This window comes from Sphingomonas parva (ex Maeng et al. 2020), assembly GCF_004564275.1.
Taxonomy (GTDB): Bacteria; Pseudomonadota; Alphaproteobacteria; order Sphingomonadales; family Sphingomonadaceae; genus Allosphingosinicella; species Allosphingosinicella parva.
Window position 1 is genome coordinate 1 of the sequence record NZ_SPDV01000044.1, and the last position, 13,238, is coordinate 13,238.

Genomic DNA, 13,238 nt, shown 5'->3' on the forward strand with positions numbered 1-13,238 from the left:
GCAAGCCGGCATCTCTGGGAGCCGTTCCTGCACTTCACATATACTGTGGATATGTAACGAGACATGGAACGACTTAGCTTTAACCGATCATCCAGCACCCAGAGGCTGCCAGTGACCGGGGCCGCCGCCCACATGTCCCTTCATCTAAACCAACAATGTCAAAGAGCCGACACGTCTCTCCCCTGCCTTCGCAGAGCAACCGGATCACCGATCGTTAGAGACGCAAACGGGAGCAGGCAACAGCCGTGCCCCGCCGGTGAGAGGCCATATATGAGCGGCAAAACCGCCCGTCAATGGCTTTTTTGAGGAACTTTTCGAAGCTTCCGGCCGGCTGCTGCCAACCCCGCACAAGAACCCGATCCCGAAAGGAAAACCCTCCGGTCCCGGCCCCGCGCCGCTCCGAGAAGACCCGGACCCCGACACCCATAGGCGCCGAAATCCCGCCGGACGATCCAGGCTTTCCGCCCAGGCCATCCAGCCTCTCTCAAACTCGATTTTCAAAGAGTGACCAGCGAGCGGATCGCTCACCGGTCTATCCCATGTAGGAGGCCGAAGCGCTCCTTCAAGGACCAGACTTTCAGATTTTCCGAAGCCTGCCAGCACGTTGGAGCAGATGCCCGCCGTGCCGGTGGCCGCCATCTGGCCGCTCGCCGCGAGTCGGTCAATGGTCTTGTTTTGAAACTGGGCCTTTTGCTGGGGATAAGATTGGGGACGAGCCCGGGATAAGCGGCCCGACCGCCCCTGCGCCCCGGGGGCCTCGCGCGCCCCTCGCCTCCCTGGCGTCGGCCGCGGGGCGCCGCACGCAGGGCGAGTGACAGCGCCCCTTCCCTCCCTTAAGGGCCGCCGCGAAAGGGAGTGCCTATGTCTTTGACCGTCGCCGTCCAGATGGACCCGATCGAGGGGATCAACATCGCCGGGGATTCGACCTTTGCGCTGATGCTCTCCGCCCAGGCGCGCGGACACAGGCTCTTTCATTATCTCGCGACCGATCTCTGCTATCGGGACGGACGCGTCGCCGCCCACGCCCGGCCGGTCGAGGTCCGCCGCCAGGCAGGAGACCATCATAGGCTCGGCGAGCCGGTCACCCTCGATCTCGCCGACCAGGTCGACGTGGTGCTGATGCGCCAGGATCCGCCGTTCGACCTCGCCTACATCACCGCGACCCATCTGCTCGAGCGCGTCCACCCCCATACGCTCGTCGTCAACGATCCGGTCTCGGTGCGCAATGCGCCCGAGAAGCTGTTCGTGCTCGATTACGCCCGTTTCATGCCGCCGACGATGATCACGCGTTCGCTCGCCGACGTCCGCACCTTCCAGGCCGAGCACGGCGACATCGTCGTCAAGCCGCTGCACGGCAACGCCGGATCGGCAGTGTTCAAGATCGGCCGCGACGGCACCAATCTCGGCTCGCTCGTCGAATTGTTCGGCCAGGTCTGGGCCGAGCCGTTCATGGTCCAGGCCTTCCTTCCCGACGTCGCCAAGGGCGACAAGCGGATCGTGCTGGTCGACGGCAAGGTCGCCGGCGCGATCAACCGCGTCCCCGGCGCCGGCGAGATCCGCTCGAACCTCGCCGCCGGCGGCACCGCCCATGCCACCGAGCTCACGTCCCGCGAACGCGAGATCTGCGAGGCCCTGGGGCCGGAGCTCGCCCGCCGCGGTTTGCTGTTCGTCGGCATCGACGTGATCGGCGGCACCTACCTTACGGAGATCAACGTGACATCACCGACCGGCATCGTTGCCATAGACGCCTTCAACGGCACCGACACGCCGGCCCTCATCTGGGACGCGATCGAAGCGAAGGCGGCCGCGCGAGGAGCGACTGGGTCGTCGATCTGATCGACAAGACCGGATATGTCGGTGTCGCGTTCCTGATGTTCCTCGAGACGGTGTTCCCGCCGATCCCGTCCGAGGTGATCATGCCCGTCGCCGGAGTCGCGGCGGCGCAGGGCTCGATGACGTTGGGCGGCGTGATCGCCAGCGGCACCACCGGCGCGATGTTCGGCAATTTCTTCTGGTATCTCGTCGCCCGCGTGATCGGGCTCGAGCGCTTCCGCCCGTTCATCGAGAAGCACGGCCGCTGGCTGACGCTCGACTGGTACGACATCATCAAGGCCGAGAAGCTGTTCGGCCGGTTCGGTGCGGTCATCGTCGGTATCGGCCGGATGCTGCCGACGGTACGCTCGGTCGTCTCGATCCCCGCCGGGCTGCTGCACATGCGGCTGAGGAGCTTCCTGCTCTGGTCGACGATCGGGACCGCCGGCTGGAGCTCGGCGCTGGCAATCGCCGGCTACATCCTCGGCACCCAGTTCGACGACATCAACGCGATTCTCGGGCCGCTGTCCTCGGCGGTGATCGCCTTCATCGTCCTCGCCTATGTCTGGCGCCAGCTCACCTGGCGCAAGCGCCACCCGGAGGAGTGACGCGCAGGCCCGGGGGCGTCATGCCCGAGGGTGGGCGTTGCGATAGACGTCGAGCAGGTGCGCCATGTCGACCGCGGTGTAGATCTGGGTCGACGACAGGCTGGCATGGCCGAGCAGCTCCTGCAGCGAGCGCAAGTCGGCGCCGCGGCCGAGCAGGTGGGTCGCGAAGCTGTGGCGCAAAGCGTGCGGGGTGGTGCGCTCCGAGAGGCCGAGCCGCACCCGGGCGGCGCGCACCGCCCGGCGAACCAGCTCGGGGTTGAGCGGCCCGCCGCGCGCGCCGCGGAACAGCGGCTGGTCCTTCGCCGGCGCCCAGGGGCAGAGCGCGACATAGGCCTCGATCGCCGCGCGCACCTGCGAAAGCAAGGGCACGATCCGGGTCTTCGACCGCTTGCCGGTGACCGACAGCGTCTCCCCGAGCGGGAGCGCCGCGCCGGTCAGGCCGAGCGCCTCGGCGATGCGCAGGCCCGAGCCGTAGAGAAGCAGCAGGACGGCGAGATCGCGCGCCCCGATCCACTCCGCGCTGGCGTCCTCGCCCACCTCCTCGGCGAGGGACACCGCCTCCGCCGGACTGACCGGGCGGGGCACGCTGCGCGGAATCTTCGGGCCCTTGAGCCGCGGGACGCTCCCCTCCCCCTCCGCAGCGGCGAAGGCGAGGAAGCCGCGTACGGCGGAGAGCTCGCGCGCGGCCGAGCTGTTGCCCAGGCCGTCGCGCCGCCGCTTGGTCAGGAAGGCGCGCAGGTCGGCCGGCTGCAGCGCGCGCAGCGCCGCGCCGTCGACGGCGCCGCCGAGATGTCCGGCAAGGAATTCGATCAGCCGATGCGCGGTCGCCGCATAAGCGCGCAGCGTATGGGCGGAGCGGCGGCGGTCGCGCCGCAGATGATCCTGCCAGGCGAGCGCGACGGCATAGGCCGGATGGGCCGAGGGAAGTTCGGCGGTCAGGAGATCAGGCACCGGCCCATGCAGCGGGTCAGCACCCGGCCGAGGAACAGGAGGAGTTCGGAGCCGTGGCGGGTCTCGAAGCCCTGGGCGGCGCGCTGGCCGAGCGCGAGCAGCCCGCCGGGCAGCGGCGGATCGCTGTCGAGGCGGACCAGGGCCTCGGCCCGGATCAGGTCGCAGGCCGGGCCGAACAAGGGATGGCCCCGCTCGACGCCGCGCAGCACCACGCCCTCCAGCCCGTGCAGCGAGCGCTCGATCACGCGCGGATCGACGAACTGCAGGCCGGAGGCATCGGCGCGCACGCCCTTGTCTCCGACGAACAACGCGACGGCGACCGCGTCGAGCCCGAGGATCTGCGGCCATTCCTGGGTGACGATGTGGATCAGATGATCGAAGCCCTCGGCCTCGATCGCCGCGATCACCGCCTCATGGATCGAGGCGACCGCGCCGGAATGGCCGCGCGCGAAGGCGATCAGATCCTGATTCGCCTCCTCCGCCGCCGCCACGCGGGCGCGCAGCTTCGCCACCGCCTTTTCCTCGAAGCTGATCACCTTGGCCATCGGGGCAGCGTAACGCGAGAATGGTTAAGATGCGATGCCCTTGTGCGCCCGCGCGGTTGCGAGGGCGGCCCGGTTCGTCGTGGGCACGAGCGGACCGTCGCGCTCCTATCCCGGACCGTCATTCCGGCGAACGCCGGAATCTCGTGTCGGGAAGTTGAGGCGCCAATGGAGCACTCCATTGACGCTCCGACTCTTCCTGCCTGAGACCCAGGCTTCCGCCGGGGTGACGGACCTGGAAAGGTACCAGGTCGGAGCCTGATAGCCGTTTACCCGATGGTCTGGCCCGTCTTCTGCCAGTCGGCGAGGAAGGCCTCGAGGCCGCGGTCGGTGAGCGGGTGCTTGAACAGCTGGCGGATGACCGCCGGCGGCGCGGTCATCACGTCCGCGCCGATCATTGCCGACTGGAGGACGTGGACCGGATGACGGACGCTCGCCACCAGGATCTCGGTGCCAAAATCGTAATTGTCGTAGATCGTCCGGATCTCGGAAATGATCTGCATGCCGTCGAAGCCGATGTCGTCGTGCCGGCCGACGAACGGCGAGATGAAGGTCGCGCCGGCCTTGGCGGCGAGCAAAGCCTGGTTGGCGGTGAAGCAGAGGGTGACGTTGACCATCGTCCCCTCGCCGGTCAGCGCCTTGCAGGTCTTGAGGCCGTCGATGGTCAGCGGCACCTTGATCGTGATGTTGTCGGCGATCTTCCGCAGGATCTCGGCCTCGCGCATCATCTCGGCGTGATCGGTGGCGACCACTTCGGCCGAGACCGGCCCCGGCACGATCCCGGCGATCTCCTTCACCACCTCGAGGAAGTTGCGGCCCGACTTGTTGATCAGCGACGGGTTGGTGGTGACGCCGTCGAGGAGGCCGGTCTCGGCGAGGTCGCGGATCTCGTTGGTGTCGGCGGTGTCGACGAAGAATTTCATGTGGAATTGCCCTTTGGCCTTGGGAGGATTCGGGCGCCCTTCTACTCACGCGAGGCGGCGGGCGCGAGTCGCGGCGGGGGACCTGACGAGGAATGAGGCGAGACGGACTTCATCGTGCGATCTGGGCGATCGCGCTGCCGTCGATGGCGACGAACGTCGCCACCGCCCTGTTCGGAATCGCCGATCTCTGGGTGATCGGCAGGCTCGGGATCGCCGAGGCGCAGGCCGGGGTCGAGCTCGGCGCCAAGTTCATGATGGGCCTGCTCGTCGTGTTCAACTTCCTGAGGACGGGAACGATCGCGCTCACCGCCCAGGCGGCGGGGCGAGCCGATGCGGCGGCGCAGGCGGCGGCGCTCGTCCGCGCGCTCGGCGCCGCGCTGCTGATCGGGGCCTTGCTGATCGCGGCGATGCCGCTCGCTGTCCCGCTCGGCCTCGAAGCGCTGCACGCCCGCGGCGGCGTCGCCGATGCGGCCGCGACCTATGTCGGCATCCGCTATTGGGGCGGCGCACTGTGGCTGGTGAATGCGGTGCTCGTCGGCTGGCTGATCGGGCGAAGGCGGGTGCGCGCGGTGCTCGCCATCGAGGTCGCGGCGAACCTCGTCCACGTCGCGCTGGACCTTCTGTTCGTGCTCGGCCTCGGCTGGGGCGTTGCCGGCGTCGCCGCCGCGACCCTGATGTCCGAAGCGCTGAAGCTCGTCGCCGCGGCGCTGGTCGCGGCGCGCGAGGAGCCCGCCGCCCTCGCCCGTCAGCTGTCGCGGCAGAGCGCGACCTGGGAGCGTGCGGCGCTCGGCGCGCTGTTCCGGCTGAACCGCGACCTTTTCCTGCGCACCCTGCTGTTGACCGGCGCGATCCTGCTGCTGGTCCGCGACGGGGCGATGGAGGGCCCGGTGGTGCTCGCCGCCAACGGCATCCTTTACCAGCTCTTCATCCTCTCGGCCCTGCTTCTCGACGGCTTTGAAAGCGCCGCCCAGGTGCTGTGCGGCGAAGCCGTCGGCGCACGCGATGCGGCGCGGTTCCGCCGCCTGGTCCGCGACGTGCTGCTCTGGGGTCTCGGCTGCGGGGCGCTGATCAGCCTCGTTTATGCGCTGGCCGGCGCGCCGTTCGCCGCCAGCTTCAGCACCGACGCGCAGGTCGTCGCGACCACCCTCACCTTCCTGCCCTGGGCGATGCTGCTGCCCGTGCTCGGCGTCAGCTCCTATGTCTTCGACGGCATCTACATCGGCGCGACCTGGACCGGCGCTTTGCTGGTGACGATGGCGATCGCATTCGCAGTCTACGCCGCGCTGCTGCTCGTCACCGGCCCGTTGGGCAACCACGGCCTTTGGCTCGCCTTCGCCCTGTTCCTGGCGGCGCGGGCCGCAGCCCAGGCGGCGCTGCTGCCGCGGCTGATCCGGCGCGGCTTCGCGGCCGCCTGAACGGCACTTGCCACAGCGACCGCCTGCAGCTGAAAACCGCTAATTTCCGCCGAAAAGCCGCTGCTGTGTGCAATCAACCCGGCCTCTCCCGCGCAACGCAAAGCATATTTCGGGAGTCTCGGAAGCGCGGCGCGAGAATCAGAGACATATCGCTGTCTCAATATGATGCAATTTTCTTCTAGCAGCCTATTCTAAGCAATTGTAAATAGAAAGTTAGGCAAGCGATTCGCTGGTGCCGCACGATAGTCTTGTGGGGAGGCGCCGGTGACTCAGCTTTACGCTCGTACGGGCGGGGAATTCCAGTTCGGCACGATCTCGGGCAACGGCCGGGAATATTCGGCCGTGGCGGCCCTTCCCGGCGGCGGCTACATCATCCTGTGGTCCGACCACACGCCCGGCTTCGGTTCGCAGACCCAGTTCGACGTCCGCGGCCAGATCTACAACGCCGCCGGCGTGAAGGTCGGCGCCGAGTTCCAGGTCAACACGACCACCCCTTATTACCAGTTCAAGCCGCAGGTGGCGGTGCTCGCGTCGGGCAGCTTCGTCGTCACCTGGCAGGACGACAATCCCGCGAGCGACGGCAGCGCCTCGGCGATCCGGGCGCAGATGTTCACCGCCGCCGGCGTCAAGACCGGCGCCGAGCTCGTCGTCAACAGCGTCACTGCCGGCACGCAGATGGACCCGGTGATCACCAGCCTGTCCGGCGGCGGCTTCGTCATCGCCTGGAGCGGCCAGGATGCCGTGAACTCGGGTGCGAAGGCGCAGATCTACACCGCGACAGGCGCCAAATCGGGTGGCGAGATCACGCTCAACACGATCACGGCGGACTCGCAATACCAGCCTTCGCTCGCCGCCCTCGCCTCGGGAGGATTTGTGGCCGCCTGGACCGACTTCAGTCGAACCGGCGGCGACTCCGACCAGACCGCGGTGAAGCTGCAGCTGTTCTCGTCGACCGGCGCCAAGGTCGGCGGCGAGCTGCTCGTCAACACGTCGACTGCCGGCTATCAACAGACCCCGGAGGTCACCGCGCTGACCGGCGGCGGCTTCGTCGTCACGTGGCTCGCCAGCGGTCCGGGCGGTGCCGACGCATCGGGCCTGGCTCTCTACGCGCAGCTGTTCGACTCCGCGGCGCAACGGGTCGGGACCGAGTTCCTGGTCAACACGACGACCTCGGGTGACCAGACCGACCCGAGCGTCGCGGCGCTGCCCGACGGCGGCTTCGTGGTCACGTGGGAGAACGGCGCGAAGTCGGGCGCATGGTACCCGAACTTCAGCAATTATTTCACGATCAGCGGCCAGATCTTCACCGCTATGGGCGAGAAAGCCGGCGCCGAGTTCCTGATACCGACCCAGAATTACTACGGTCGCGACCCGGCGGTCACGGTACTGACCTCGGGCAAGATCCTGACGACGTGGAGCGGCGGCAATCTCGGCATGTTTGCGCGCGTGCTCGAGCCGGTCACCGGCGGCATGACGGAGCTGCAGCTCAGCCACACGACGGTTTCCGAGACGGCGGTGGAGAACAGCGCCGTTGCCGCCTTGCTGCCGACCGGGGCAGTCAACGACGCCTACAGCTACACTCTGCTTTCGGACAGCAGCGGTGCGTTCACGCTGGTCGGCGATGCGCTCGTCGTTGCCGACAGCAGCCTGCTCGACTTCGAGAGCGGCGCCAACGTGACGCTGAGGGTGCGCGCGGTGAATCTCAACGGCGACGTGTTCGAGAAGGATCTCACCGTCACCATCACCAATGAGGTTGTCGAGGACCGTTATTCGGGTGGTGCCGAGACCCTGGTCAGCGCGGTCGATGCGAACCTGCAGGCCGCGCCGGTGCTCGCCACCCTCGCCGACGGCAGCATGGTCACCGCCTGGCAGGAGACCAACGCCGGCGGCGCGACGGTGATCAAGGCGCGGCTGATCGACGCCGATGGCACGCCGACTGCAGCGGCCTTCACGGTCAGCGCCGCAACCAGCGGCGTCACCGCGCCGGCGATCGCCGCGCTCGCCAACGGCCAGTTCGTCGTCACCTGGGCCGACTCGAGCACCGCCGGCGACGGTGCGCTCGGCAGCATCCGCGCACGGATCTTCGACGCCGCCGGAGCGCCGGTCGGCGCCGAGTTCCTGGTCAACACGACGGCGGCCGGCAATCAGACCGAGCCGTCGGTGACGGCGCTGACCGGCGGCGGCTTTGCCATCGCCTGGACCGACCCGAGCGGTGTCGGCGGCGATGCGGCGGGGAGCGGGATCAAGGCGCAGCGCTTCAGCGACGCCGGCGCCCGTCTCGGCGGCGAGTTCCTTGTCAACACCACGACGGCGAACGCGCAGCAATCGCCGTCGATCGCCGCGACCGGCAACGGCGGCTTCGTGGTCAGCTGGCAGGACAATCTCGGCGGCAGCGGCTTTCAGATGTTCAGCGCCGCCGGCGCGAAGATCGGCCCGGAACTGGGGCCGGGCGGAAGCTATTCCTATCTCGGCACCAGCGTCCATTCGCTCGACGCAGGCCGGTTTCTCGTCGTCTGGGGCAATGTCGCCCAGATCTACAATCCCGACGGATCGCGCCGTGGTGCGGGCTTCACGATCGCCAGCGACGTCAATTCGCCCCCGGCCGCGGCCTCGCTCGACAATGGCGACATCGTCATCGTCTGGCAGGACGATCGCGGTCTCGGCGCGGACCGCAGCGGCGACAGCGTCCGCGCGCAGGTCTACACCGACACCGGCGAGAAGGTCGGAGCCGAATTCCTCGTCAACGTCACGACCGCCGACACCCAGGGCGCGCCGCAGGTGACCGCGCTCGCCGGCGGCGGCTTCGGGGTCAGCTGGGTGGACGACAGCGCCGCCGGCACCGCGCCTTGGGCCAATGGCATCAAGCTGCGCGTCTTCACCGCCGAGCAGCATGCGCCGGAGGCGACGAACGACGTCGTCGCCGGAACCGAAGGCACGCCGCTCGTCCTCGATGCCGCCGCCCTGGTCGGCAACGACCTCGATTTCGAGGGTGATGCCCTGACCATCGTCGCGGTCGGCGGAGCGCGCAACGGCACCGTCAGCCTCGGCTCGGACGGGTCGGTGACGTTCACGCCGACCGCCGGTTTCTCCGGCGCAGCCACGTTCCGCTACACCGTCAGCGACGGCGCCGCGACGGCGGAGGCGAGCGTGCGGGTGAACGTCGCTCCGGGCGACTACAACCACGCTCCGGTCTTCCTGTCGCCGCCGCCAGCGATCACCTTGCTCGCATCGGATCCCGAGGATCACGAAGGCACCGGCACGCCCCGCTCGCTCTTCTCGCCCGATGGCGAGACTGTGCTCTATGTCCGTTCGACCTCCTCATTCTCGCCCGGCGGCGGCGACCGGCTGATCCTCGAGAATTTGAGCACCGGAGAGATCCGCATCGTTTCGTCGGACAAGGACGGTGTCCCCGGCACGGGCGGCATCATCCAGTCAATGGCCTTCGCGCCCGACGCCAGCAAAGTTGTCTTTGCCAGTTCGATCGGCAGCTTCGTGCCGTTCGACACGAAGTTCACAGACATCTTCGTCAAGGATCTCGGAACTGGCGAGATCGTCCGCGTATCCACCGATGCCTCCGGCGCGGAAGCGAACCAGGAATCAACCGGCGCGAGCTTCTCGCCCGATGGTACCCGCGTGATCTTCGAAAGCTGGGCGACCAATCTCGTCGCCGGCGACACCAATGCCCGTTCCGATCTGTTCGTGAAGACCCTCGCGACCGGGGCGATCACCCGCGTCTCCACCGGCGCGGCGAACGTCGAGGCGAACGGCGCCAGCATCAATGGCAGCTTTTCGCCCGACGGCACCAAGATCCTGTTCGAGAGCGACGCCACCAATCTCGTCACGGGCGACACCAACAATGCCCGTGACCTGTTCATCAAGGATCTCGCCAGCGGCGTGGTGACGCGGGTCTCGACCGACGGCAGCGGCAATCAGGTGAGCGGCGCCAGCTCGCGCGCGATCTTCTCGCCCGACGGGACCAAGGTCGCCTTCATCAGCAGCGCGAGCAATCTCGTCGCCGGCGACACCAACGGCGCCGCCGACGTCTTCGTCAAAAATCTCACGACCGGCGCAGTCGAGCGGATCACATCGGGAGCCGGTGTCGGACCGCTCGACGGCGCCACCACGCCGCTGGCTTTCTCGCCCGACGGCACCAAGCTGGCTTTTCCCGGCTACGTGACGGTGCCCAGCGAGGGGATTTGGACGCAGGACATCTACGTCCGGGACTTGATTGCCGGCACCACGATCCTGGTCTCGCGCAAGACGGTAACTGCCGATCCGGGCGACTACCGCTATTGGTCGCGCAACCAGTACGACAGCGGGGCGGCGTCTTTCTCGCCCGATGGCAGCCGGATCATCTTCGGCAGCTCGTCGGATTACGTCGCGCCGGGCATTCCGAACGACTTCTCGGATCACTGGAACACCTTCATCGCGACGCTGGGGGAGACCGCCGCTCTCTATCGCGAAGGCATGGCTCCGGCCCGTGTGGCTGAACACGTCGTCGTCGACGACGTGGATCGCGGCGATTTCGGCGGTGGCGCGCTCAGTGCGGGAATCACCTCCGGCGCCCAGGCCGGCGATGCCCTCGCTCTCGCCACCTCGGCGCGGATCCAGCTGAGCGGCGACGCCGTCAGCGTGGACGGAGTCGTCGTCGGCACGTTCAGCCAGACCGCGTTCGGCCTCACGATCGCCCTCGACACCGACGCCGACGCCGACGCGGTCGAGGCACTCGCCGAGGCGATCACGATCTTCAGCACGGCCCCGCAAGTCCCCGGCGGCACCCGCACCGTCACTCTGACGCTCGCCGACGGCGGCAGCAGCGATGGCCCGAGCGCGTCGACCAGCTTTACCCGCGACGTCGCATTCCAGGTCGTGAACGATTTGCCCGTCGTGAGCGGGAATACGGCGCAGCGGAGCTTCGTCGAAGGTGTCAACGGCGCGGCCAGCGAGATCCTCGTCAATCCGACTGTGACGCTTGCCGACCCGGACCATGCCACGCTGGCAAGCGTCACCATTCGGATCGCCGCCAACTTGGTCTCCGGCCAGGACGTACTCGCCTTCGCCAACACCGATGCCGCTCTCTTCGGCGACATCGTCGGCAGCTACAGCGCCGCGTCGGGCACGCTGACCCTCACCTCCCCGGGCGGAGGCGCGACGCTCGCCCAGTTCGAAGCGGCGGCTCGTGCGGCGACTTACGACAACAGCTCCGAGGATCCGTCCACCAGCCCGCGGACCATCGAGATCCGTGCGCATGACGGAGTCGGCGCCGGGAACAGCCTCCAGTTCCAGATCGCAGTGACCCGGCAGAACGATTCGCCCAGCGGGATCGACAACAGCTTCTGGGCAACCGAGGACGTCGCCGTCGCGCTGAAGCCTGTCCACTTCAGCTACTCGGACGTCGAGAACAACGGTTTTTCGGGCGTGATCATCACCGAGCCGCCGATCGTCGGATCGCTATGGTACGACAATGGCGGTGGGCTGGTGCAGGTGACGACCTTCCCCAGCAGTTTCACCGCCGCCGATCTCCTCGCGGACCGGCTCGTCTACCGGCCGCCGCTCAACCTCAACGGCAACGACCACGCCGCGCTCCGCTTCTCGGTGATCGACACGGGGGGCGGCTCCACCAACACCGACCCGACGCCCAACACGCTTTCGTTCACCCTTTCACCCGCGAACGATGCCCCGGTGGTGATTGAGGCAAGTGTCGCGGCGACGGCCATCGGCGAGGACACGCCGAGCGCGACCGGCCAGACCGTCTCCGATCTCTTCGGCGACGCCTTTTCGGACGCCGCCGACGCGCAACGCGATGCCGTGACCAACCCGGCCGGGTCGGTCGCGGGCACCCTCGCCGGTATCGCCATAATCGGGAACGACGTCAGCGGCACCGCCGGCCGTTGGCAATATTGGACGGGAGCCGCCTGGCAGACGATCGGCGCGGTCAGCGACGACTCCGCTCTGGGCTTGCCCGCGTCGACGCGCATCCGCTTCGTGCCGGCCGCCGATTATCATGGGGACGCGCCGGGCCTCGTCGTCCGGCTGATCGACAGCTCCTCGGGCGGCGTCAGCCTCGGCACGACACTCGACGTCAATCCGAACGGTGGCGCGACGCCCTATTCGGCCGGCACCGTCGTTCTCACCCAGACGGTGACGAGCGCGAACGACGCCCCCAGCGTCGCGCCGAACAGCCTGGTCACCATCGCGGAGGACAATGCCTCGGCCGCGACGGCGATCGGCGCCAGCGACCCGGATGGCGATACCCTCTCCTATGCGGTGAAGCCGGGTACCGGCCCCGCGCACGGCAGTATCGCCTTCGACCAGGCCGGCGGCACCTTCATCTACTCCCCGGCGGCCAATTATCACGGCACCGACGCCTTCACGATCCTGGTCTCGGACGGCCAGGGCGGCACCACCGAGCAGCTGGTCTCGGTGAGCGTTACGTCGGTGAACGACGCGCCGACGGCATCGGCGAGCAGAGCGATCACCACCGCCGAGGACAGTTCCTCCGCGGCCACGGCGGTCGGGGCGACGGACATCGACGGCGACACCTTGTCCTACTCGGTGAAGCCGGGCGCGGCCCCCGCGCACGGCAGCGTCAGCTTCGACCAGCCGACGGGCACGTTCGTCTACACTCCCGACACCCACTATCATGGTGCGGACGCGTTCACCGTCCTGGTCTCGGATGGGCAGGGCGGCACCGCCGAACAGATTGTCACGGTGACCGTCACGCCGGTCAACGACGCGCCCAGCGCCGCGGCGAGCGGGGCGGTCACCCTTGCCGAAGATACGGCGTCCGCAGCCACCCCGATCGGCGCCAGCGACCCGGACGGGGATACCCTCTCCTACGCGGTGAAGCCCGGTGCCGGCCCCGCGCACGGCAGTATCGCCTTCGACCAGGCCGGCGGCACCTTCATCTACTCCCCGGCGGCCAATTATCACGGCACCGACGCCTTCACGATCCTGGTCTCGGACGGCCAGGGCGGCACCACCGAG

The 13,238-nt window shown here is 68.1% G+C and carries 7 protein-coding genes; 4 read left to right on the top strand and 3 right to left on the bottom strand.

Going from position 1 to position 13,238, the window contains the following annotated elements:
* Positions 1-861 precede the first annotated feature (861 nt).
* Both gshB and E2493_RS17505 read left to right on the top strand, forming a co-directional pair.
* Positions 862-1,836 carry a glutathione synthase gene (gene gshB / locus E2493_RS17500; RefSeq protein WP_135089483.1) on the top strand — a complete coding sequence of 325 codons (975 nt, stop codon included), beginning with the start codon at positions 862-864 and terminating at the stop codon, positions 1,834-1,836.
* A gap of 35 nt (positions 1,837-1,871) precedes the next feature.
* Positions 1,872-2,420, top strand: coding sequence for a DedA family protein (locus tag E2493_RS17505; protein ID WP_135089486.1), 549 nt, complete (start codon positions 1,872-1,874; stop codon positions 2,418-2,420).
* A gap of 18 nt (positions 2,421-2,438) precedes the next feature.
* Here E2493_RS17505 and E2493_RS17510 read toward each other — a convergent pair whose 3' ends face one another.
* From E2493_RS17510 to fsa, 3 genes are all read right to left on the bottom strand, one after another.
* Positions 2,439-3,359 (bottom strand): tyrosine recombinase XerC, encoded by a 921-nt coding sequence (locus E2493_RS17510; protein ID WP_135089498.1) that lies wholly within the window; start codon positions 3,357-3,359, stop codon positions 2,439-2,441.
* A complete protein-coding gene (locus E2493_RS17515) occupies positions 3,356-3,916 on the bottom strand; it encodes a DUF484 family protein (RefSeq protein ID WP_135089489.1) in 561 nt (186 codons plus the stop codon). Before E2493_RS17515 ends, E2493_RS17510 begins: the two co-directional genes overlap by 4 nt.
* Before the next feature lie 266 nt (positions 3,917-4,182).
* Entirely contained in the window at positions 4,183-4,836 is a 654-nt protein-coding gene (fsa, locus tag E2493_RS17520; protein ID WP_135089492.1) for a fructose-6-phosphate aldolase, read from the bottom strand.
* Positions 4,837-4,928: 92 nt separating this feature from the next.
* Here fsa and E2493_RS17525 point away from each other — a divergent pair, with 92 nt between their 5' ends.
* Together E2493_RS17525 and E2493_RS17530 are read left to right on the top strand one after the other, a co-directional pair.
* Positions 4,929-6,251, top strand: a complete 1,323-nt coding sequence (locus tag E2493_RS17525; RefSeq protein ID WP_225421564.1) for an MATE family efflux transporter — start codon at positions 4,929-4,931, stop codon at positions 6,249-6,251.
* Positions 6,252-6,515: 264 nt separating this feature from the next.
* Positions 6,516-13,238: tandem-95 repeat protein (locus tag E2493_RS17530; protein ID WP_135089495.1), on the top strand; the 6,723-nt coding region annotated here is incomplete at its 3' end.

Bases quoted from the DNA above. Each gene is read 5' to 3' on its own strand.
- E2493_RS17515 (WP_135089489.1), bottom strand. From the start codon at position 3,916: ATGGCCAAGGTGATCAGCTTCGAGGAAAAGGCGGTGGCGAAGCTGCGC.
- fsa (WP_135089492.1), bottom strand. From the start codon at position 4,836: ATGAAATTCTTCGTCGACACCGCCGACACCAACGAGATCCGCGACCTC.
- E2493_RS17505 (WP_135089486.1), top strand. From the start codon at position 1,872: ATGTTCCTCGAGACGGTGTTCCCGCCGATCCCGTCCGAGGTGATCATG.
- E2493_RS17525 (WP_225421564.1), top strand. From the start codon at position 4,929: ATGAGGCGAGACGGACTTCATCGTGCGATCTGGGCGATCGCGCTGCCG.
- gshB (WP_135089483.1), top strand. From the start codon at position 862: ATGTCTTTGACCGTCGCCGTCCAGATGGACCCGATCGAGGGGATCAAC.